This is a genomic window from Phenylobacterium sp. (assembly GCF_013911965.1).
Taxonomy (GTDB): domain Bacteria; phylum Pseudomonadota; class Alphaproteobacteria; order Caulobacterales; family Caulobacteraceae; genus Phenylobacterium.
The window spans coordinates 42263-62954 of sequence record NZ_JACESE010000008.1 but is presented as its reverse complement, the minus strand read 5'-3'; the positions used below and the strand labels follow the sequence as shown (position 1 = coordinate 62954).

The window sequence follows — 20692 nt, the reverse complement described above, 5'->3', positions numbered from 1 at the left end:
AGCAGATCCTCCCCCTCAGCGTGGGGGAGGTGGCCCGAAGGGCCGGAGGGGGCTTGCTGTGGCGGGAGGCATAGCTGCAGGCGCCGAGACTCTCACCCCGCTTTGATCAGCTCCAGGGAGCGGATGCGGGTCGCAAGCGTCGGGCCCGAGGCCATGACGAGGAGCTCGTCGGCGCGGGCCTCTCGCGCCTTCTCCGCCAGCCGGGCGCGGACGTCCGACGCCTCGCCCACGATGCTGCGCGCCTCGATGTCGGCTAGGCGCGGGTCGCCGGCGAACTGGGCGAGGTAGGCCTGGGCGTCGGGGATGGAGGGGAAGCGCTGGCGCTGGCCGGTCAGGGTGGCGAGGCTGGAGGCCCGCCGCGGCGCGTCCAGGCGCACGGCCTCGTCATGGTCGTCGGCTGCGAGCGCGATGGTGGCGATCCCGGCCCAGGGCGTCTCGCGGAAGGGGGAGGGGCGGAAACTGTTCCTGTAGGCCGCCACCGCCGGCCCGCCGTCGCTGCGGGCGATGAACTCGGCGAAGACCATGCCCACGCCCGCCTGGCCGGCGAAGGCTGCGCTTTCCGCCGAGGAGCAGAGCATGAAGAGGTCGGGATGGCTCGGCCCCTTGGGATGGGCATGGATGTCGTGCGCCGGATGGTCGGCCCCGATCGGCTCCTTGCCGGCGGCGTCGAGCAGCCAGGCGTTCAGCAGGGCGAAATAGTGCGGGAAAGCCTCCGAGGATGAGGAGCGCAGGGCCGCGCCCGTGCGCCCGTCGGCGCCCAGGGCCCGGCCGACGCCGAGGTCGATGCGGCCCGGCGCCAGGGCCTCCAGCTCCATGAAGACCTCGGCCACCTTCAGCGGCGAATAGTTGACCAGCATCACCCCGCCCGAACCCAGGCGGATGGTCGAGGTCACCTGGGTCAGGGCCGCGATCAGGATCTCCGGCGCAGGCGAGGCGAGCCCGCCGATATTGTGGTGCTCGGCGACCCAGAAGCGGTGATAGCCGAGTCGCTCGGCGGCCTTGGCCACCTCCAGGCTCTCGCGGACCGCCTGGGCCTGGGTGTTGTCGCCGCTGACGGGCGACAGGTCGAGGACCGAGAGCAAGCTCACGCCCGCGGCGACTTCAGCTCGCGGGCGATCATCCGCACGCCATAGGCCGCCGCAAGGCCGGAAAAGATCAGGACCACGATGGAGACCGGCATGGCCGTGGGCTCGGCCGGCGTGATCCACCGGTCCGGCGCCACGCCGGTGAAGAAGAAGGCGAGCTCGACCGCCTTGAACAGCGCCACGGGCCCGGCGATCAGCGCCAGGGCCGCGCCCATGGCGATCTGGCCGAGATTGGGCTTCTTGGTCTCGTTCATCGCACCGTCCTTCACCGGCAAGAGATGGCGCGGCGCCGCCGCGCCGCAAGGCTCACTTGCGTGGCCCGCGCTTCTTGATGACGCCGGAGAAGCTCATCACCGGCTCGCCGCCGGTGGTGATCAGGCCGCGCACGAAGACGAGCGAGCGGGCGGCGCGCACCACCTCGCCCGTGGCCTCGACCAGCGCGCCCAGGGGCACGGCGCCGACGAACTCGCCGTTCAGGGTGGCCGTCACGCTGTGCTGGCCCTCCAGGGCGTCGCGGGCGATGGCGAAGAGGGAGAAGTCGGCGAAGGTCATGATGCAGCCGCCGTGCATGAAGCCGCCGCCGTTCATGTGCTTCTTCTCCGCGCGGAAGGCGCAGCGCGGCGTGCCGTCGGCGTCGTAGCGGAAGTAGAAGGGCCCGGCGTGATCCTCGAACGGATCGGAGCCCTCCCAGGTGCGCCAGCCGGCCCACTCGCCGTCCTTGATCACGCCGCGATCGTCTTCGCCGCCGCCATCCATGTCCCTGATCCCCTCGTATGCCCACATGGCGGGTTTGCCCCGCACGCGTTCGAACAGTAGTTTGCGCGCCCGCAACAAACCGGCCGCGCGGCTGCGCGTGGCCTAGGGGTCGAGGAACGATGATGCAAGGCCGGACCGTCTATCTCTGTGCTGGTGTGCGCAGCCCCATCGGCCGCTACGGCGGGGCGCTCGCCAAGGTCCGCGCCGACGACCTGGCCGCCCATCCGATCAAGGCCCTGATGGAGAGCCTGCCCAAGGTGGACTGGGAGCAGGTCGACGAAGTCGTCTATGGCTGCGTCAACCAGGCCGGCGAGGACAACCGCAACGTCGCCCGCATGGCGCTGCTGCTGGCCGGAATGCCGAGCTCGGTGCCGGGCATCACCGTCAACCGCCTGTGCGCCTCCGGCCTGGATGCGACCATCGCCGCAGCCCGCATGATCGCCGTGGGCGAGGCCGACCTGGTCATCGCGGGCGGGGTGGAGAGCATGACCCGTTCGCCCTTCGTCATGGGCAAGGCCGACAGCGCCTTCTCCCGTTCGGCGGAGATCTTCGACACGACCATCGGCTGGCGCTTCGTCAATCCGAAGATGCAGAAGGACTACGGCGTCGATTCCATGCCGGAGACGGCCGAGAACGTCGCCACGGACTACCAGATCGCGCGGTCCGACCAGGACGCCTTCGCCGCCCGCAGCCAGCATCGCTATGGCGCCGCCCAGGCCCGCGGCTATTTCCAGGGCGAGATCGCCCCGGTCACCATCAAGGACCGCAAGGGCGAGACCGTCGTCGCCCAGGACGAGCACCCGCGCCCCGACACCACGCTGGAGGCCCTGCAGGGGCTGAAGCCCATCGTGCGCCCCGACGGCACGGTGACCGCTGGCAACGCCTCGGGCGTCAACGACGGCGCCGCGGCCCTGCTGCTGGCCTCGGCCGAGATGGTGCAGAAGCTGGGCCTCGAGCCGCTCGCCCGCATCGAGGGCGGCGCCTCGGGCGGCGTCGCGCCGCGCGTCATGGGCGTTGGGCCCGTGCCGGCGGTGGACAAGCTGTGCGGCCGCCTCGGCCTCTCGCCCAAGGACTTCGACGTGGTCGAGCTGAACGAGGCCTTCGCCGCCCAGGCGCTGGCCTGCACGCGAGCCTGGGGCCTGCCCGACGACGCCGAGCATGTGAACCCGCACGGCGGCGCCATCGCCATCGGCCATCCGCTCGGCGCCTCTGGCGCGCGCATCGCGCTGACGGCGGCCCGCGCCATGAACGAGCGTGGCGGCGAACGCGCGCTCGCCACCATGTGCGTCGGCGTCGGCCAGGGCTCGGCCCTGGCGCTGGCCAAGGCCTGATCCGAAGACAACCTCCAGAAGCGACAAGAAGACCGACATGGCCCTCGACGCCGAAACCCGCGATCAGCTGATCGACACCGTCCGCCGCTTCGTCTCCGAACGCCTGCGCCCGCTGGAGGCGCACGTGTCGGAGACCGACACCATGCCCGACGACGTCGTGGCCGAGATGAAGGAGCTGGGGCTCTTCGGCCTGTCGATCCCGGCCGAATACGGCGGCCTCGACCTCTCCATGGAGGACGAATGCCTGGTGGCCGTGGAGCTCGGCCGCACCAGCCCGGCCTTCCGGTCGGCCTTCGGCACCAATGTCGGCATCGGCAGCCAGGGCCTGGTCATGTTCGGCACGGACGAACAGAAGGCGAAGTACCTGCCGGGCATCGCGTCTGGCGACATCATCACCTCCTTCGCCCTGACCGAGCCCGAGGCCGGATCCGACTCCGCCTCGGTGCAGACGCGGGCTTCTAAGGACGGCGACGCCTACGTCCTGAACGGCTCCAAGCGCTACATCACCAACGCCAACAAGGCCGACCTCTTCACGGTGATGGCCCGGACCGACCCGAACAAGCCGGGCGGCGGCGGCGTCTCGGCCTTCCTGGTCCCGCGCGACCTGCCGGGCCTGTCGGTGGGCAAGCCCGAGAAGAAGATGGGCCAGCAGGGCGCCCATGTCTGCGACGTCATCTTCGACAATGTCCGGGTGCCGGCGGAGAACCGCCTGGGCGCCGAGGGCGAGGGCTTCAAGGTCGCCATGCAGGTCCTCGACCGCGGCCGGCTGCACATCTCGGCCGTCTGCGTCGGCGTGGCCGAACGGCTTATCGCCGACTGCGTGGCCTATGCCAGCGAGCGCAAGCAGTTCGGCCAGGCGATCAGCCAGTTCCAGCTGGTCCAGGGCATGATCGCCGACTCCAAGACCGAGGCCCTGGCGGCCAAGGCCCTGACCATGGAGACGGCCCGCAAGCGCGACGCCGGCCAGAGCGTGACCATGGAGGCCGCCGCGGCCAAGTACTTCGCCTCGGAGATGGTGGGTCGGGTGGCCGACCGGGCCGTGCAGATCTTCGGCGGCGCCGGCTACATCGCCGAGTACGGCATCGAGCGCTTCTATCGCGACGTGCGCATCTTCCGGATCTATGAGGGCACCAGCCAGATCCAGCAGGTGGTCATCGCCCGCGAGACGCTGAAGCGCGGCGGCTGATGGCCGATCCCATCGAGACCGTGATCCTCGACCTGCTGGCGCCCCTCGCGCCCGGCAAGTCGATCTCGCCCGAGGAGGCGGCCCGCGCCGCCGATCCGGAAGGCTGGCGGCGCACCTTGCCCAAGGTGCGCGCCGTCGCCGTCGGCATGGCCCGTGAGGGCCGGCTGGTCATCACGCGGCACGGCAAGCCCGCCGATCCGAACCAGTTCAAGGGCGTCTACCGCCTGCGCCTGCCTCTGGAGGGCGAGGGGGCGCCGGAAGCCTGAGGTTCAGCCCCGGCCGCCGGCCAGGGCCGCCAGGCGCGCCTGCTGGGCGTGCACCGGATTGGTCGGCGCGCCGGAGAGCTGGAAGCGGTCGACAGATTCGGCGAGGTGGGCGGCGTGCTGGTCCAGCGTGCGGGTGGCGGCGTTGGCCTCCTCGACCATGGCGGCGTTCTGCTGGGTGACCTTGTCCATCTCGTTGATGGCGGTGTTCACCTGAGCCAGCCCCACCGACTGCTGTTCGGCGGAGGCGGCGATCTCGGCGATGACGTGGGAGATCTCGGCGACCTTGCCGACGATGCCCGACAGGGCCTCGCCGGTCTGGCCGACCAGCTCGACTCCGCTCTGGACCTGCTGGCCCGAGGCGTCGATGAGGCCCTTGATCTCCTTGGCCGCATCGGCGGAGCGCTGGGCGAGCGCACGCACTTCGGAGGCGACGACGGCGAAGCCGCGGCCGGAGTCCCCGGCGCGGGCGGCCTCGACCCCGGCGTTCAGCGCCAGGAGGTTGGTCTGGAAGGCGATCTCATCGATCACGCCGATGATCTTGCTGATCTCCTGGGCCGAGCTGGCGATGGCGCCCATGGCGGTCACGGCCTCGCTGACCACCTGGCCGCTGCGCTGGGCCTCGGTCTGGGCCTGGGCGACGGAGCCGTTGGCCTGGCGGGCGCCGGCGGCTGTGCGCTTGACCGTGGCGGTGATCTCGTCGAGAGCCGCCGCCGTCTCCTGCAGGCTCGCGGCCTGGCGTTCGGTGCGGTGGGACAGGTCGTCGACGGCGGTGGAGATTTCACGCGAACCGGAGCGGATCTCGCCCGCGGCCGTGGCGATCGAGCCGATGGCGCCCTCCAGCCGGGCGATGGCGGCGTTGAAGTCGGCTTTCAGCTGCCGGTACTCCGGCGCGACCTCCACGGCGACGCGGGCGGAGAGGTCGCCGCGGGCCAGCTTGGACAGTTCGCGGGCCATGGCGTCGACCAGCACCTTCTGGTCCCGGCTGGCCTGCTCGAAGGCGGATTCGGCGGCGGCGAGGCGACGGTCGAGTTCGCCGCGCGAGGCCTCGGCCTCGGCTTCCAGGCGGGCGCGGGCCTCGGCGTTCTCGCGGAAGACCACCACGCTGGCGGCCATGTCGCCGATCTCGTCGCGGCGCTCGGCCCCCGGAATCTCGGCGACAGCTTCTCCGGCCGCGAGCTTGCGCATGGTGACCGACATCTTCGAGAGCGCCGTGATGACGAGGCCTTCGAAATAGAGCGCGCCGATCACCACGCCGACCACGGTCGCCACCCCGATGCCGATGGCGACGGTGGTGGCCATCTTCAGGATCCGCTCGGCCTCGGCGCCGCCCCCGGCCTCGGCCACCATGTGCAGAAGGGCGATGTTCAGGCCCGCCAGGGCCAGCATCGAGAGCATGCCCACGCCCCAGGAGAGGCGCATGCGGCCCTTGATCGTCGTCAGCATTGGACTACCCGTCACAGACACTCAGCCGTCCGGCCGCGTCGGTCGCAGATCTGATTCGAACGCAGCCGGGATTCAGCCGCTATATGCCCTGATGACCCTGGAGACAGTCTTAACGGAGATTGCGCAGTGCCGGGCCTGCGCGGACGAGTTGTCGCACGAGCCGCGGCCGGTGGTTCGCGTCCGCCGCGAGACGCGCCTCCTGATCTGCGGCCAGGCGCCGGGCCGGCTGGTTCACGAGACGGGCCTGCCGTTCAACGACCCCTCCGGCGACCGGCTGCGCGGGTGGCTCGGCGTGGACCGGGAGACCTTCTACGGACATCCGGCCATCGGCGTGGCGGCCATGGCCTTCTGCTTTCCCGGGACCAATCCCAAGGGCGGGGACTTTCCGCCGCCTTCGCGCTGCGCCGAACTCTGGCGACCCCTGCTGCTGTCGCACCTGCCCAGGGTCGAGCTGACCCTGCTGGTGGGATCCTACGCCCAGGCCTGGGCCCTGAAGGCCGAGCGCAAGGCCAATATGACCGAGACCGTGCGCGCCTGGCGGGACTATCTGCCGGCCATGCTGCCCCTGCCGCATCCGTCCTGGCGCAACACCGCCTGGTTGAAGCGCAACCCCTGGTTCGAGGCCGAGGTGACGCCCTATCTTCGCCAGCGTGTGGAGCAAATCCTGCGCCCATGACCCGCATCGCCATCCTGTTCGCATCGCTGCTGCTCTGCGCCTGCACCCCGCTGGTCACCCAGCAGGCGGGCCAGCCGCCGCTCGGCTTCCAGGGACCCCGCATGACCGCCGACCACTTCGTGACCTTCGATGGAACGCGCCTGGGCCTGACGACCTGGGAGGCCCGGACGGAGGAGCCGTGGGCCGTGATCGTCGCCGTCCACGGCATGAACGACTACGCCAACGCCTTCCACCTCGCCGCGCCGTACTGGGCGGAGCAGGGGGTGACCACCTACGCCTACGACCAGCGCGGCTTCGGCCGCTCGCCCGAGCGGGGGCTGTGGCCGCAGGAGGAGCTGCTGCTGGAGGACCTGCGCACCCTGGTGGCCCTGGTCCGCCAGAAGCATCCGCATGCCCTGGTGGCCGTGGCCGGCGAGAGCATGGGCGGCGCCGTGGCCATCCGCGCCTTCGCCTCGCAGCGGCCGCCGCAGGCCCATCGCCTGATCCTGATGTCGCCGGCGGTGTGGGGCTGGTCGACCCAGCCGCTGCCCTACAAGACCCTGCTCTGGTTCGCGGCCCATATGACCGGACCGAAGGTCTATACGCCGCCGGAGTGGGTGACCGATCGGGTCAAGCCGACCGACAATATCGAGGAACTCCGCGCCATGGGACGCGACCCTCTGATGATCTGGGGCGCGCGGTCGGACACCCTCTATGGCCTGGTGGACCTCATGGAAGGCGCCTGGCGCGACATCGGGCGGCTGCAGGTCCCGACCCTCTACCTCTACGGCGCCAACGACGAGATCATTCCGGCGCGGCCGGCCTTCCAGGCGGCGGCGAAGCTGAAGCCGGAGGACCGGTCGGCCTATTACGAGAAGGGCTGGCACCTGCTGACCCGCGACCTGCAGGGGCGGGCGGTCATGGGCGACGTCCTGGCCTTCGTGAAGGATCCGCAGGCGCCGCTGCCCTCGGGCGCGCCGCCCATACCGACGGCGCCCCAGGGCGATGACTGGACGCCGGCGCCCGACCGTGCGACGGCGGGCTTGTGAGCCCCGCGCCGGCGGCGTAGAGCGGGCCGCCGCCAACCGGTTTCAATCGCAACGATCTTCGAGCGCGCATGACCCTCTTCGACTCCCCCGACTTCGAAGGCCACGAGGCCATCCACGCCTTTTCCGACGAGGCCACGGGGCTGAAGTGCATCATCGCGGTCCACTCCACCGCACGCGGTCCGGCCGCCGGCGGATGCCGCATGTGGCCGTTCCCGACGTCGGAGGACGCCCTGCAGGACGCCCTGCGGCTGTCCCGGGCCATGTCCTACAAGAACGCCATGGCCGATCTCGACCTGGGCGGCGGCAAGGCGGTGATCATCGGAGACTCCCGCACCCAGAAGACGCCGGCCCTCTTCGAGGCCTTCGGCCGTGCGGTCGAGGCGGTCGGCGGCGCCTACTGGACCGCCGAGGACGTGGGCGTCTCGCCAGCCGACCTGATGCACGCCCGCAAGCACACCCGCTATGTGGCCGGGCTCGAAGGCCATCCGGCGGCGTCCGGCGATCCCAGTCCGGTGACGGCCGAGGGCGTCTTCCGCGGCGTCCAGCTTTGCGTGCGGCGCCGGCTGGGGCGTGAGCTCGACGGCGTCACCGTCGCCTTGCAGGGCGTGGGCCATGTGGGCGCTTATCTGGCCGACAAGCTGCACGCGGCCGGCGCGCGCCTGATCATCACCGACGTGAACGCCGACGCGCTCCAGGCGGTGGCGGCCCGCACGGGCGCCCAGGTGGTGGCGCCCGATGAGATCTTCGACGTCGAGGCCGAGGTCTTCGCCCCCTGCGCGCTGGGCGGCGCGGTCAGCGCCGAGACCCTGCCGCGGCTGAAGGCCAAGGTGATCGCGGGCGGCGCCAACAACCAGCTGGCCGACCCGGCCGTCGGCAAGACCCTGTTCGACCTCGGCCTGCTCTATGCGCCGGACTATGTCATCAACGGCGGCGGCATCATCAACGTGGCCGGCGAGATCCGGGCCCTGGACGCCGGGACCGCCTATGACCCGGCCTGGGTCGAGGGCAAGCTCGCCCGCCTGATGCAGACCCTGGAAGAGGTGCTCGACCGCTCTGCGGCGGAGAAGCGGCCGACGCACGAAGTGGCCGGCGAGATGGCCCGCGAGCGGATCGCCCGCGGGCGTGCGGCGGCCGCGGCGGCCTAGGGCTCAGCCCGCCGCCCGCGTCGTCCTCGGTTCGCGCACGAAGAGAAGCAGCATCGTCAGTCCCGCCGCCAGAAAGGCGATGGAGGTCCCGAACACGCTCTCATAGCCGAGGGCGGCGGCCATGACCCCGCCCACCAGCGGTCCGGCTGAGGCCATGATGCCCTCGGCGGTGGACGAGAACGCGATCCGCATCGGCAGGTCGTCCCGTGATCCGAACTCCAGGATCATGGTCTGGGCGCTCATCATGTAGCCGGACTGAGCCGCGCCCAGACCGAAGAAGGCGACGAAGATGGCGGCCACCTCGTGGACGTTCATCAGCAGGACCGTCGCCGAGATCCAGACCACGAGCGAGCTGATCAGCACGAGGCGGAAGCCCGTCTTGTCGCCCAGATAGCCCCAGGCCAGGTTGGCCAGGGTGTCGGCGCCCAGGAAGGCCAGCGACAGAAGCCCGATATTGGCCCCGGTCAGCTCGATCGTCGATGCGGCGTAGAGGATGTAGAAGGGCGTCGCCATGCGGCCGGTGATCGCCAGCATCTGCACGATCATGAAGAACATGAACCCCCGGTCCTGGCTGATCAGGCGGGGAAAGTCCTTCAGGCGTTCCCGGAACGGCGTCTGGGCCCGCGTGGTCGGCGGTTCGGGCTCGATCATCAGAAACTGCAGCGCCCACAGGCCCAGCGAGGTCAGGATGGCCGCGAACATGAAGGTGGTGGCGTAGCCGTTGCCGAAGAGGTCGGCCTCGACGAAGTACTTCCCCGCCACCCAGGCCAGGCCCGCGGCGATCAGACCGCCGGTGGCGTTGCGCCAGGCCTGCAGCCGGCCGCGCCGGCTGATCGGGATCACCTTGGCCATCAGGATGGAGAACACCACGCGCTGGGTGCCCATGAAGAGGCCGAAGAGGAACATGAAGCTCAGGATGGCCACGATCAGCGGCTGCCCCGAGAGGAACCAGCCGGCCAGGGCCATGCCCACGATCTGCACCCGCGCCAGGCCCCCCATCCACACGGCGGCGGGCATGACCCGCTTGCGGTGCTCGATCTGGGTGGCGCCGAAGATGGGCGAGAGCACGCCGCCCACCTGCTGCAGCGCCAGGCCCAGGCCGACGATGAAGCTCGAGCCGGAGATGGCGAAGAGGTAGGCCGGCAGGAAGGTCGGCGCATTGACGAGGCGAAAGCCTGTCATGCCCAGCATGCCGTGCAGGTAGTGGGCGATGTAGTTGCGCTTCAGATTGGCCCAGACGAAGGTCTCGTACTCGGCCTCGCGTTCGGCGAGCGTCTTCCCCTCAGGGTCGGCATGGACCACGACCGTCTCGCCCTCGGCCGTCGTGGAGGTTTCCTCGATGTTCTTTTCCAACAGCGTCCCACCCGCGCGCGGGGTCGCAAGGGTCGCGCGGGCGACTCCCTAATTTTTGAACAGCTAAAACAATCCTCTCGTCCTATCAGAGTCCGGGACGGGGAAAAGCCGATTTCTCGGGGACCGGCCGCGGGCGGCTCAGGCGGCGCTCGCCAGGGGCGGGCAGAGGCGGACGTCCACCTTGACCTCCATCCGGCTTTCGCCCGGGACGCCGATGATGGCGCCGCTGATGGGCGCGGCCTCGGCCGGCGTGCGGCTGACGGCGACGGGGATGAGGGCGGCGGCCTCGGCCAGCGCGTTGGTGGGGTCGAAGTCCATCCAGCCGAACGCCGGCAGGAAGACCTCGCACCAGGCATGGGTGGCGCCTGCGCCGCGGACTCCGTCCAGCCCCGGCGAATGGAGGTAGCCGCTGACGAAGCGGGCGGCGAAACCCAGCCGCCGAAGCACCTCCACCATCAGCCAGGCGAAGTCCCGGCAGGTGCCGCTCCGCCGGGCGACCGTTTCGAACGGCGCCTGGACGCCCTCTTCGTAGCGGGCCTGGTATTCGAAGGCGTCATGGATGGCGCGATTGAGGCGCAGGACATAGTCGAGCGCGGGCTCGCCCACCTCCGGCGCCTGACCGTGCAGCCACCGCAACAGGACGCCCTCCGGGTCGTCGGTGGCCGGCTCGACATAGGGACCGAGCACGGCGCGGTCATTGGCCGGGTAGACGATCGGCGTGGCCGTCCGGGGGTCGTCCACCTCCTGTGGGGCCAGGGGCGCTGGAAACCGCTCGATCTCCAGTTCGCTCACCACCAGGAACTCGGCGGCTTCTTCCAGCAGGGTGAGCTGGCAGACGCAGTTGCCATAGGCGTCGTAGCGCCAGCGGGTCTCCCCGCGGGGGGAGAAGGTGAGGGAGCCCTTCACGACCCGCAGCGCATGGCCGCCTCGCGGCCGCAACAGCAGCTCATGCGGCCCGAACGCGACGGCGTGCTCGTAGGCGTAGCGGGTTTCGTGGCGGATGGTCAGGCGGGACATGCCGCCACCAAACCCGCCCTTGCAGCTATGGTTCCGGGCGTCCGGCCCCGGCCCTTATCCTGCGTCAGGCCGCGGGCCATGACGGCGTTGGCGTGGCCGGAGGCGGGCCCCGGACGAAAGGAGCCCGCCCCCGCCGTCCCTAGACCTGCGCCAGTCCGCCGTCGACGAAGACCTCGCCGCCCGTCATGAAGCTGGCGTCGGCCGAGGCCAGGAAGGCCGCGACGGCGCCGGTCTCCGCCGGATCGCCGAGCCGGCCGATGGGGGTCGCCGCGCCAAGGGCGTGGAAGGCCTCCTCGCCGACCACCTCCAGCGCCAGATCCGTCAGGGTCGGTCCCGGCGAGAGGACGTTGACCCGAATGCCGGTCCCCTGAAGATCCACCGCCCAGCTGCGCGCCAGATTGCGCACCGCCGCCTTGCTGGCGCTGTAGATGCTGAACTGGCCGGTGCCCATCACGCCGGTGGTCGAGCCGGTGAGGATGATGGAGCCGCCCGCCGACATCAGGGGCAGGGCCTTCTGAACGGTGAAGATGAGGCCCTTCACATTGACGTCGAAGGTCTGATCGTACTGCTCAGACGAGATCTCCCCCAGCGGCGCCACCACGCCGGTGCCGGCGTTGGCGAAGACGATGTCCAGCCCGCCCCGCTCGGCCTTCACGGCCTCGTAGAGGCGGTCGAGATCGGCCGCATCGGTGACCGAGCCGCGGACGGCGCGGGCGTTGGGGCCAAGCTCGGCCAGGGCGGCGTCGAGGGCCGCCTGCCGACGGCCGAAGATGTAGACGAAGGCGCCTTCCTCGACGAACCGCCTGGCGGCCCCAAGGCCGATGCCGCTGCCGCCGCCGGTGATCACCGCCGTCTTGCCGGAAAGTCTGCTCATGGTGTTGCTCCTGCACTGAGGTTGCCATGAGCTGGCGGCGCACCCACCTATCGACAAGTATGCACCTTTCGGTAAGTGGGCAAAAATGTCATCCGAACACGCCGCCACAGCTTCAGACGCCCCGTCCGCGGACACGCAGACCTGCACGCCGACCTTGCCGGGGTTCACCTGCGGACTCGATGCGACGCTGCGGGTCATCGCCGGCAAGTGGAAGCCGCTGATCCTCTACTTCCTCGCCCAGGGCGGCCCGACCCGCTATGGCGAGCTCCGCCGGGCGGTGCGCGACGTCAGCGACAAGATGCTGATCCAGCAGCTCAAGGAGCTGGAGGCCGATGGCCTGGTGAAGCGGACCGACTACAAGGAGGTCCCGCCGCGCGTCGACTACAGCCTGACGCCGCTGGGCGTCAGCCTGGCGGAGGCCCTCGTGCCGCTCTGCGCCTGGGGCACGGAAAACATGGCCGAGGTCACCCGCGTCTTCGCCGAACGCGCCGCCTGGAGGGCCCGCGCCTAGAGCGCGTTCCGAAAAGTGGGAACCGGTTATCGGGCGAAACGCGCGTCGGTAATGAATCTAGAGCGGCGATCTGATCCCATCAGATCGCGTCACGCTCTAGGGGTCAGCCCTGGGCCGGCGGGGCCTCCGCATATTGCGGCAGGCCATCGTCGATCCTCAGCCAGGGCTGCCGCGAGGACGTCCAAATGTGCATGGTGGGCTGAAACACCGACGGGTCGTCCAGCGTTCCGCTTGTCAGACCGATCAGTCCCTGGCTCTCACGCGCTGAGAACAGCGTGGAGCCACAGGTCGCGCAGAAGCCCCGCGCCAGCTCAGGCGAGGAATTGAACTGGCGGATCTCCCCGGTGATCTCGACGTCTGAGCGGCGGAACAGCATGCGGGCGTTAAACGCCGCGCCGATCGCGGCTTGGCACATCCGACAATGGCAGATGCGGACATTCACGGGTTCTCCGTCGGCGACGTACCGGACCTGGCCGCAAAGACATCCACCTTCGACACGCACCGGAACACTCCTTACGCAGATCCAGTGGCGGAATCCGCCCTGGTGAAGGCTCGCAGAAGAACGGCTGTTGGCGTCTGCCTGCAAGACCAAAACCCCACGGCGCCGCTTGCGGAACAAAATGGGAACATTAGAATGGCCCCATGGCCGTTCTCGACCTCAAGCAGAAGCTTTCCATCCTCGCCGACGCCGCCAAGTACGACGCCTCCTGCGCCTCGTCCGGCGCGAAGGGGCGAGACTCCCGGGGCGGTAAGGGTGTCGGGTCCACCGAGGGCATGGGGATCTGCCACGCCTATACGCCCGACGGGCGGTGCGTGAGCCTTCTGAAGATCCTGCTCACCAACTACTGCATCTATGACTGCGCCTACTGCGTGAACCGTGTGTCCTCCAACACGCCGCGCGCAAGGTTCTCCGCGCAGGAGGTGGTCGACCTCACGCTCGGCTTCTACAAGCGCAACTATATCGAGGGGCTGTTTCTCTCCTCCGGCATCATCCGGTCGGGCGACTACACCATGGAGCAGCTGGTGAAGGTCGCCCGCGACCTACGGCAGGTCCACGACTTCCGCGGCTATATTCACCTCAAGCTGATCCCCGAGGCCTCGCCCGAACTGGTCAATGCGGCGGCCCTCTACGCCGACCGTGTCTCCATCAATATCGAATTGCCCAAGGACGAGAGCCTGGCGGCCTTCGCGCCGGAAAAGGATGCGGGCGTCATCCGCAAGGCCATGGGGGCGGTGCGCCTGGGGATCGAGGCCGGCGCCGAGCCTGGGCGCAAGGCGCGGCCGCCCAAGTTTGCGCCGGCGGGGCAGTCGACCCAGATGATCGTCGGCGCCGACGGGGCTTCGGACGGCGAGATCCTCGGCCGCTCGGCGAGCCTCTACGGCGCCTATGGCCTGCGCCGCGTCTACTATTCGGCCTTCAGCCCCATCCCGGACGTGTCCAAATCCCTGCCGCCCCAGCGGCCGCCGCTGATGCGCGAACACCGGCTCTACCAAGCCGACTGGCTGATGCGGTTCTACGGCTTCGAGACAGAGGAGATCGCGCCGCCGGGCCAGGACCTCGATCTCGCCATCGATCCGAAGCTTGCCTGGGCGCTGAAGAACCGGGACCGGTTTCCCGTCGATCTGAACCGCGCCGATCGCGAGACGCTGCTGCGGGTGCCGGGGCTGGGGGCCATGGGCGTGGAGCGCCTGATCGCCGCCCGTCGCCTGGCCCGCCTGCGGCTGGCCGATCTCAAGCGCATCTGCCGCAGCCTGGAGAAGCTGAAGCCCTTCGTCGTGCTGGAGGACTGGCGACCAGGGGGCCTGACCGACGCCGAGGGTCTTCGGGCGCGCTTCGCGCCGGCGCCCGAGCAGCCGAGCCTCTTCTGACATGCGCGTCGTGAGGCTGGCTTCTGAGACCGATTTCGAGGGCTGGCGCGAGGCGGCCAGGGCCCTGCGGACGGGCGGCGTCTCCCCGGCCGACGTGGTCTGGACGGTCGACGACGGCGCGGCCGATCTGTTCGCCGAGCCGGCGCAGGACGAGGGCGGGGCGGGCGCCATCCGCGTTTCGCGCAGCTTCGTCGATCTGGCCCAGCGGGTCGTGCTGCACCGCTCGCCGGCGCGGTTCGACCTGCTCTACCGTCTGCTCTGGCGATTGCCGGAGACGCCCCATCTGCTCGCCCAGCCGGCGGATGAAGATGTCGTCCGCGCCCGCGACATGGAACGCCAGGTGGATCGCGCCGCTCACAAGATGAAGGCCTTCGTCCGCTTCCGGTCCGTGGCGGCCGCAGCGGACGAGGAGGCCTATGTCGCCTGGTTCGAGCCGGCCCACCGGGTGACCGAAGCCACCGCGCCCTTCTTCGTCCGGCGGTTCGCCAACATGCGCTTTTCCATCCTGACGCCGGACGTCTGCGCCCATTGGGACACCGAGACGCTCCGCTTCACGCCAGGCGCCGATCCGGCCGATGCGCCGGCCGAAGACGCCCTGGAGGCGTTCTGGCGCACCTACTATGCGGCGACTTTCAATCCGGCGCGGGTGCGGCTCTCGGCCATGCGGAAGGAGATGCCCAAGCGCTACTGGCGCAACCTTCCCGAGGCTGCGCTCATTCCCGAACTGACCCGTTCCGCACAGGCCCGGACAGAGACCATGGTCGCCCAGAGCCCTTCCGAACCCGCCCGCCGCATCGTCCGCGCCGCCCGGCGCGCCAGCCGCGACGCCCCCTATGAAGGGTCGGCGCCGGCGACGCTGGCCGAGATCGCCGCCGGGGTCGACGCCTGCCGGCGCTGCCATCTCTGGAAGGACGCGACCCAAGGCGTGGCCGGCGAGGGGCCGGAGACCGCGCGGCTGATGTTCGTGGGCGAGCAGCCCGGGGACCAGGAGGACCTGGCCGGCAAGCCCTTCGTCGGGCCGGCGGGCCAGATGTTCGACCGCGCTCTGAACGAGGCTGGCGTGCCGCGGCGCGAGGCCTACGTCACCAACGCGGTCAAGCACTTCAAGCATGAGCTGCGCGGCAAGCGGCGGCTGCACAAGACGCCGGACGCGCCGGAAATCGAGGCCTGCCGCTGGTGGCTGGAGGCCGAACGGCGGATCGTGCGGCCGCGCGTCGTCGTCGCCCTGGGCGCCACCGCGGTGCGCGGCGTCATGGGCAAGAGCCTGCCGATCGGCAAGTCCCGCGGCCAGGCGTTCCAGCTCGAGGACCAGGCCCAGGGCGTGGTCACCTGGCACCCCTCCTACCTGCTGCGGGTTCCGGACGCCGAGGCCAAGGCCCGCGCCTATGCCGAGTTCGTCCAGGATCTGCGGTTCGCCTGGAGCCTGGTCGCCTAGACCCGTTCCAGTTTCCGGAAGACCGCCGGCGCCTCAATGGCGATGGCGTCGCCGGGCCGCACGAGGCCGCCGGCCAGAACGATCCCCATCACGCCGGCCTTGCGCACCAGGCCGCCCTCGGCGTCGCGGCCGAGGCTGGCGGCGGTCAGGCCGGGCTGAAAGGCGTCCAGCTGCCAGCACGGATTGCGCAGGCCAGTGATCTCCACCACCGCCTCGTGGCCGATCCGCAGCCGTGAGCCGGCGGAAAGCTCCAGCAGCGCAATCCCGCGCGTCGTCAGGTTCTCGCCCAGGTCGCCGGGTGAAACGTCGAAGCCGGCGGCGTTCAGCTCGTCATGGAATTCGCCGGCCATCAGGTGCACCTGGCGCAGGTTCGGCTGGCTCGGATCCTTGGCGACGCGCGAGCGGTGCTGGACGGTCGCCCCCGCATGTCCGTCGCCCTCGACGCCCAGCCCGGCGATCAGCCGGATCTCGGTCTGCAGAGTCTTGGAAAAGGAATGGCCCGGCCGGCTCGCCACGTGGGTGACGAGGGCGCCGCCCATCAGGCCAGGAAGCCGGCTTCGGCGAAATCCACCATGCGGGCCAGGAGCCCGTCGGCGTCCTGCTCGCGCGTCAGTCCGTCGGACAGGTGGTGCAGGCGGTCGAACTCGGCGAAGCGGTTGTTGTGCACCATGCCCAGGCAGAAATGCAGGCGCCAGTAGACGTCCTCCAGCGCCAGGTCGGGACGGGCGGCGATCAGCGCATCGGCGAAGCGGCGCAGGTGCGAGACGTCGTTCTGCAGCACCTCGCGCATCTCGGCCGTGCCCTCGCTGCGGGCCCGGATGATGAACTGGACGGAGATGCGGCGGTCGCCGGCCGGGTCGGCCCACTTCAGCGGGGGCGCGAAGAAGGCCTCGAGGATCTCGCGCACCGGCGGCTTGCCGCCGTGCCGGTCATTGGCCTCGTGCAGCATGCGGGCCCGCTCGCGGTTCAGCTCCGCCGTGCGCCGGCGGAAGATCTCGAACAGCAGGCCGTCCTTGGAGCCGAAGTGGTAGTTCACCGAGGCCAGGTTGACGCCCGCCTCGGCGGTGATGTCGCGCACCGACACGTTCTGGAAGCCGTGCAGGGCGAACAGCCGCTCGGCCGCGCAGAAGACGGCGGCCTTGGTGGCCGCCTCCTGCATTTCCGTCTCCGGCTCGGGCGGAGACGTGGGGACGGGGTCGGTCATGCGAATCTGATGCTCCGCCGGCAGCATAACAGCCGTGAACGGACGGCGCCTGCGGCCTAGCGCGCCAACTCCCGCATCGCCTTGTCCAGGCCCTCGATGGTCAGCGGGTACATGCGGTCGTTGACCAGCTGGCGCATCACCTCGATCGACGGCGTGTGCGCCCAGTGGCGCTCGGCCGTCGGGTTCAGCCAGACCATGTGCTCGTAGATCTGGGCCACGCGGTCGATCCAGACGGCGCCGGCCTCCTCGTTCCAGTGTTCCACCGAACCGCCCGGATAGGTGATCTCATAGGGGCTCATGGTGGCGTCGCCGACGAAGATCACCTTGTAGTCGCTGGAGAACTTGTGGAGCACGTCCCAGGTGTTCAGCTTCTCGGTGTGCCGGCGGCGGTTGTCCTTCCACACGGTCTCGTAGAGGCAGTTGTGGAAGTAGTAGAACTCCATGTTCTTGAACTCGGAGCGGGCCGCGGAGAACAGCTCCTCGCAGACCTTGATGTGGGCGTCCATGGAGCCGCCGACATCGAAGAAGATGAGCACGCTCACCTTGTTGCGGCGCTCGGGCCGCATGTTGATGTCCAGATAGCCCTTTTCCGCCGTGCCGCGGATGGTGGCGGGCATGTCCAGTTCCTCGGTCGCGCCCTCGCGCACCCATTTCCGCAGGCGGCGCAGGGCGACCTTGATGTTGCGGGTGCCGAGCTCGACGGAGTCGTCGAGGTTCTTGTACTCGCGCTTGTCCCAGACCTTGATCGCCTTGCCGTGGCGGCTCTTGTCCTGGCCGATGCGGACGCCTTCGGGATGATAGCCATTGGCGCCGAAGGGCGAGGTGCCGCCGGTGCCGATCATCTTGTCGCCGCCCTCGTGGCGCTCCTTCTGCTCGCGCATGCGCTCGGCGAGCATCTCCATGAGCTTGTCGAAGCCGCCCATGGCCTTGATCTGTTCCTTCTCCTCCTCGGTGAGGAACTTCTCGCTGATCTTCTCCAGCCACTCCGCGGGAATGTCGGCCGTGCCGATCCCATCGACCTTCTCCAGCCCCTTGAACACGTGGCCGAAGACCTGGTCGAAGCGGTCCAGGTTCTTCTCGTCCTTCACCAGGGCCGAGCGCGACAGGTAGTAGAAGTCCTCCACCGACCGGTCGATCACGACCTTGTCGAGGGCTTCCATCAGCATGAGGTATTCCTTCAAGGTCACCGGGACCTTGGCCTCGCGCAGCTCGGTGAAGAATCGCATGAACATGGGGCGGCCTTCCCAAATAGCGGGACGAACAGACGTTTGATCCCGGAGGATGGGGCGGCGAGGCGGCGATGTCCAGCGCCGCCCTGCGCCTTCGTCAGGGCCGAACGGGCGCGCCGATCGCGAAGGTCAGGCCTCCATCGCGCGCAACTTGCGCCAGACGGTCATGCGCGACACGCCGAGGCGACGGGCGATCTCCACGGGGCCGACCCCGGCCTGCTGCAAGGCGCGGATCTCCTCCGGCGCCGGCGCGCTGCGGCGCTTGCGGCCGCTCCAGGCGGGCTCCACGGAGGCCACCGCCTTCAGCGCCGCGCGCAGGGCGCGGCCGCCTTCGCCGTCGGTGGACAGCTCCGGTTCGATCACGAAGAGGCTGGCCCGGCGCTGCTCCAGCCGGTCGATGACCTCCAGCACGGTGCGGGTGGAGTGGGCCAGGTGCTCCAGGCGCGTGACGACCAGCTGATCGCCCTCGGCGATGAAGTCGAGAATCGAAGACAGGACGGCGGAATCGTCGGCGTCCGGACCCGCCGGTTCCTCGGCGCGGACCACATGGCAGCCGAAGCCTTTCAAGGTGGCGGTATCCTCCGCCGAACGCGCGTCCCGCAGTCGGACGTACCCAATCCTCAGCATGCCGACCGACGCCTCTCCGTTCAGCAGGTGACCTGCGACAAATTCTCAGAAACCGCGCCCTGCGTCAAAGCGCGTACCGTTAAATCTCGGCAATATTCCACCAGCTGAGCGGGTGGAAGGCTGGATAGGGGGCACGTGTCGACCTTTTGTGACAGGGTGATCAGAAATTCTGTGCCCTTCGGCGGAAGATGAACTCGCGGTCCACCGTGGCCCCCACGTGGAAGCCATATTCGCCCACGGGCAAGAACCCATACCTGCGGTAGAACCGCTGCGCGCCATGGTTTTCGGACCAGACCCCGAGCCACAGGTCCTTGGCGCCGGCGCCCTGCAGCCAGCTCACCATGGTCTCGAAAAGACGGGCGCCGTGGCCGCCGGCCTGCACGGCCTTCAGAAGGTAGAGTCGCTTGATCTCGCCGCAGGTGGCGGTGACCTCCGGATGGGGAAGGTCGCAGGGGCCGGCCAGGCCGTGGCCCACCGCGGCGCCGTCAGCCTCTGCCAGCCAGAAGGCCCAACGGGGATCGGCCGCGAGCCGCGCGAGCTTCGCGACCCCGTAGGCTTCTTCGAGGAAGGCGCTCAGATCCGCCTCCGGATAGAGATGGCCGAAGGTCTCGACGAAGGTCAGGCGGCCGATGGCCGACAGCGTCTCGGCCTCTTCCGGGCCGGCGCGGCGGATGGTGATCTCGGGCATGCGTAACGGGCGTTTCGCGCTAGGATGGGACGTGATGCTGGCTCTCTATACCCATGAGGACATGCTCGATCACCGTCCGGGCGAAGATCACCCCGAGCGGCCCGAGCGGTTGGCCGCGGTCATCGAGGCGCTGGAGGCGGCCGATCTGGACCTCGAGCCGCGCGACGCGCCGCTTGCGGAAATCGAAGATCTCCTGCGCGTGCACGACCGGGCCTATGTGGAGGCCATACTGGCGGCCGCGCCGAGGGCGGGCCGCGTCCAGCTCGATCCCGACACATGGCTCTCGCCCGGCAGCCTGGTGGCGGCGCGCCGGGCGGCCGGCGCCGTGGCCGCAGCCGTCCGGGCGGTCGCGGGCGGCGAGACCCGGCGCGCCTTCTGCGCCGTCCGGCCGCCGGGTCATCACGCCGAGCCGGCGGCGTCCATGGGCTTCTGCATCTTCTCCAACGTGGCGATCGGAGCCCTCGTGGCCCAGGCCTGCGGCCTGTCGCGCGTCGCCGTGGTGGATTTCGACGTCCATCACGGGAACGGCACTCAGGCCGCCCTGGCCGGGCGGCCGGGCGTGCTGTTCGCCTCGATCCAGCAGTGGCCGCTCTGGCCCGGCACCGGCCATCCCTCCGAGCCCGCGGCGGACAACATCCGCAACGCCGTCTCGCCGGCCGGCGGGGGAGCGGAGGGCTGGCGTGCGGCCTTCGGCGACCTGATGGCCCAGGTGCGGGATTTCGCACCGGATCTGATCCTGGTCTCGGCTGGCTTCGACGCCCATCGCGACGACCCGCTTGGCGGAGGCCCGGACGGCCAGCAGCTCACCGAGGCCGACTACGCCTGGGCGACGCGGCAGATCGTGGCCGCCGCCGAAGCCAGCGCGCGCGGCCGGGTTGTGTCGGCGCTCGAGGGCGGATACGACCTTCAGGCTCTGGGCCGGTCTGCGGCAGCGCATGTCCGGGCCCTGCAAGAGGGGTAGGGGCCTTG

The 20692-nt window shown here is 69.8% G+C and carries 23 protein-coding genes; 10 read left to right on the top strand and 13 right to left on the bottom strand.

Translation table 11 applies throughout. The annotated features are described in order from the left end of the window. Positions 1 to 92: 92 nt before the first annotated feature. The 3 genes from H2041_RS09850 to H2041_RS09840 are packed head-to-tail and all read right to left on the bottom strand — an operon-like array spanning position 93 to position 1841. Positions 93 to 1088, bottom strand: coding sequence for an MsnO8 family LLM class oxidoreductase (locus H2041_RS09850; protein WP_293412128.1), 996 nt, complete (start codon positions 1086 to 1088; stop codon positions 93 to 95). Then, complete coding sequence (locus H2041_RS09845; protein ID WP_293412126.1) at positions 1085 to 1339, bottom strand: hypothetical protein; 255 nt, start codon at positions 1337 to 1339, stop codon at positions 1085 to 1087. Before H2041_RS09845 ends, H2041_RS09850 begins: the two co-directional genes overlap by 4 nt. Positions 1340 to 1391: 52 nt before the next feature. Continuing rightward, positions 1392 to 1841, bottom strand: coding sequence for a PaaI family thioesterase (locus tag H2041_RS09840; protein WP_293412380.1), 450 nt, complete (start codon positions 1839 to 1841; stop codon positions 1392 to 1394). Positions 1842 to 1963: 122 nt separating this feature from the next. On the opposite strand from H2041_RS09840, the gene pcaF reads away from it, so the two are divergent. The 3 genes from pcaF to H2041_RS09825 are packed head-to-tail and all read left to right on the top strand — an operon-like array spanning position 1964 to position 4624. Beyond that, entirely contained in the window at positions 1964 to 3172 is a 1209-nt protein-coding gene (pcaF, locus tag H2041_RS09835; protein ID WP_293412124.1) for a 3-oxoadipyl-CoA thiolase, read from the top strand. Between the two features lie 37 nt (positions 3173 to 3209). Continuing rightward, entirely contained in the window at positions 3210 to 4358 is a 1149-nt protein-coding gene (locus H2041_RS09830; protein ID WP_293412122.1) for an acyl-CoA dehydrogenase family protein, read from the top strand. Continuing rightward, positions 4358 to 4624 (top strand): DUF3253 domain-containing protein, encoded by a 267-nt coding sequence (locus H2041_RS09825; protein WP_293412120.1) that lies wholly within the window; start codon positions 4358 to 4360, stop codon positions 4622 to 4624. The genes H2041_RS09830 and H2041_RS09825 overlap by 1 nt, the downstream gene beginning before the upstream one ends. Positions 4625 to 4627: 3 nt before the next feature. On the opposite strand, the gene H2041_RS09820 is transcribed toward H2041_RS09825, so the two are convergent. After that, a complete protein-coding gene (locus H2041_RS09820; protein ID WP_293412118.1) occupies positions 4628 to 6067 on the bottom strand; it encodes a methyl-accepting chemotaxis protein in 1440 nt (479 codons plus the stop codon). Between the two features lie 91 nt (positions 6068 to 6158). Between H2041_RS09820 and H2041_RS09815 the strand changes: the two genes are divergently transcribed. From H2041_RS09815 to H2041_RS09805, 3 genes are all read left to right on the top strand, one after another. Continuing rightward, positions 6159 to 6743, top strand: coding sequence for a uracil-DNA glycosylase family protein (locus H2041_RS09815; protein WP_293412116.1), 585 nt, complete (start codon positions 6159 to 6161; stop codon positions 6741 to 6743). Continuing rightward, a complete protein-coding gene (locus H2041_RS09810; RefSeq protein ID WP_293412114.1) occupies positions 6740 to 7771 on the top strand; it encodes an alpha/beta hydrolase in 1032 nt (343 codons plus the stop codon). The genes H2041_RS09815 and H2041_RS09810 overlap by 4 nt, the downstream gene beginning before the upstream one ends. Before the next feature lie 68 nt (positions 7772 to 7839). Next, positions 7840 to 8916, top strand: coding sequence for a Glu/Leu/Phe/Val dehydrogenase (locus H2041_RS09805; protein ID WP_293412112.1), 1077 nt, complete (start codon positions 7840 to 7842; stop codon positions 8914 to 8916). Positions 8917 to 8919: 3 nt separating this feature from the next. On the opposite strand, the gene H2041_RS09800 is transcribed toward H2041_RS09805, so the two are convergent. The 3 genes from H2041_RS09800 to H2041_RS09790 form a co-directional block, all read right to left on the bottom strand. Further along, entirely contained in the window at positions 8920 to 10269 is a 1350-nt protein-coding gene (locus tag H2041_RS09800) for an MFS transporter (protein ID WP_293412110.1), read from the bottom strand. A 138-nt stretch (positions 10270 to 10407) separates the two neighbouring features. Continuing rightward, positions 10408 to 11286: a transglutaminase family protein gene (locus H2041_RS09795; RefSeq protein ID WP_293412108.1), complete on the bottom strand. Its 879-nt coding sequence runs from the start codon at positions 11284 to 11286 to the stop codon at positions 10408 to 10410. 139 nt (positions 11287 to 11425) lie between these two features. Then, positions 11426 to 12160 carry an SDR family NAD(P)-dependent oxidoreductase gene (locus H2041_RS09790; RefSeq protein ID WP_293412106.1) on the bottom strand — a complete coding sequence of 245 codons (735 nt, stop codon included), beginning with the start codon at positions 12158 to 12160 and terminating at the stop codon, positions 11426 to 11428. Between the two features lie 85 nt (positions 12161 to 12245). On the opposite strand from H2041_RS09790, the gene H2041_RS09785 reads away from it, so the two are divergent. After that, positions 12246 to 12671, top strand: a complete 426-nt coding sequence (locus H2041_RS09785) for a helix-turn-helix domain-containing protein (RefSeq protein WP_293412104.1) — start codon at positions 12246 to 12248, stop codon at positions 12669 to 12671. Positions 12672 to 12774: 103 nt separating this feature from the next. On the opposite strand, the gene H2041_RS09780 is transcribed toward H2041_RS09785, so the two are convergent. Further along, complete coding sequence (locus H2041_RS09780; RefSeq protein ID WP_293412102.1) at positions 12775 to 13113, bottom strand: GFA family protein; 339 nt, start codon at positions 13111 to 13113, stop codon at positions 12775 to 12777. A 200-nt stretch (positions 13114 to 13313) separates the two neighbouring features. Here H2041_RS09780 and H2041_RS09775 point away from each other — a divergent pair, with 200 nt between their 5' ends. Both H2041_RS09775 and H2041_RS09770 read left to right on the top strand, forming a co-directional pair. After that, positions 13314 to 14540, top strand: coding sequence for a putative DNA modification/repair radical SAM protein (locus H2041_RS09775; protein WP_293412100.1), 1227 nt, complete (start codon positions 13314 to 13316; stop codon positions 14538 to 14540). Between the two features lies 1 nt (position 14541). Next, positions 14542 to 15975: a UdgX family uracil-DNA binding protein gene (locus H2041_RS09770; protein ID WP_293412098.1), complete on the top strand. Its 1434-nt coding sequence runs from the start codon at positions 14542 to 14544 to the stop codon at positions 15973 to 15975. On the opposite strand, the gene H2041_RS09765 is transcribed toward H2041_RS09770, so the two are convergent. From H2041_RS09765 to H2041_RS09745, 5 genes are all read right to left on the bottom strand, one after another. Then, positions 15972 to 16514: an MOSC domain-containing protein gene (locus H2041_RS09765; RefSeq protein WP_293412096.1), complete on the bottom strand. Its 543-nt coding sequence runs from the start codon at positions 16512 to 16514 to the stop codon at positions 15972 to 15974. The genes H2041_RS09770 and H2041_RS09765 overlap by 4 nt on opposite strands. Further along, the gene (locus tag H2041_RS09760; RefSeq protein WP_293412094.1) at positions 16514 to 17179 is read right to left on the bottom strand and encodes a TetR/AcrR family transcriptional regulator; all 666 of its coding nucleotides are present in this window, start codon (positions 17177 to 17179) and stop codon (positions 16514 to 16516) included. Before H2041_RS09760 ends, H2041_RS09765 begins: the two co-directional genes overlap by 1 nt. Positions 17180 to 17235: 56 nt before the next feature. Then, a complete protein-coding gene (locus H2041_RS09755; protein WP_293412092.1) occupies positions 17236 to 18411 on the bottom strand; it encodes a VWA domain-containing protein in 1176 nt (391 codons plus the stop codon). Positions 18412 to 18537: 126 nt separating this feature from the next. Beyond that, entirely contained in the window at positions 18538 to 18975 is a 438-nt protein-coding gene (locus tag H2041_RS09750) for a recombinase family protein (protein ID WP_293412090.1), read from the bottom strand. 220 nt (positions 18976 to 19195) lie between these two features. Then, positions 19196 to 19723, bottom strand: a complete 528-nt coding sequence (locus H2041_RS09745; RefSeq protein WP_293412088.1) for a GNAT family N-acetyltransferase — start codon at positions 19721 to 19723, stop codon at positions 19196 to 19198. A gap of 34 nt (positions 19724 to 19757) precedes the next feature. Between H2041_RS09745 and H2041_RS09740 the strand changes: the two genes are divergently transcribed. After that, positions 19758 to 20684: a histone deacetylase family protein gene (locus H2041_RS09740; RefSeq protein ID WP_367133385.1), complete on the top strand. Its 927-nt coding sequence runs from the start codon at positions 19758 to 19760 to the stop codon at positions 20682 to 20684. Positions 20685 to 20692 lie beyond the last annotated feature (8 nt).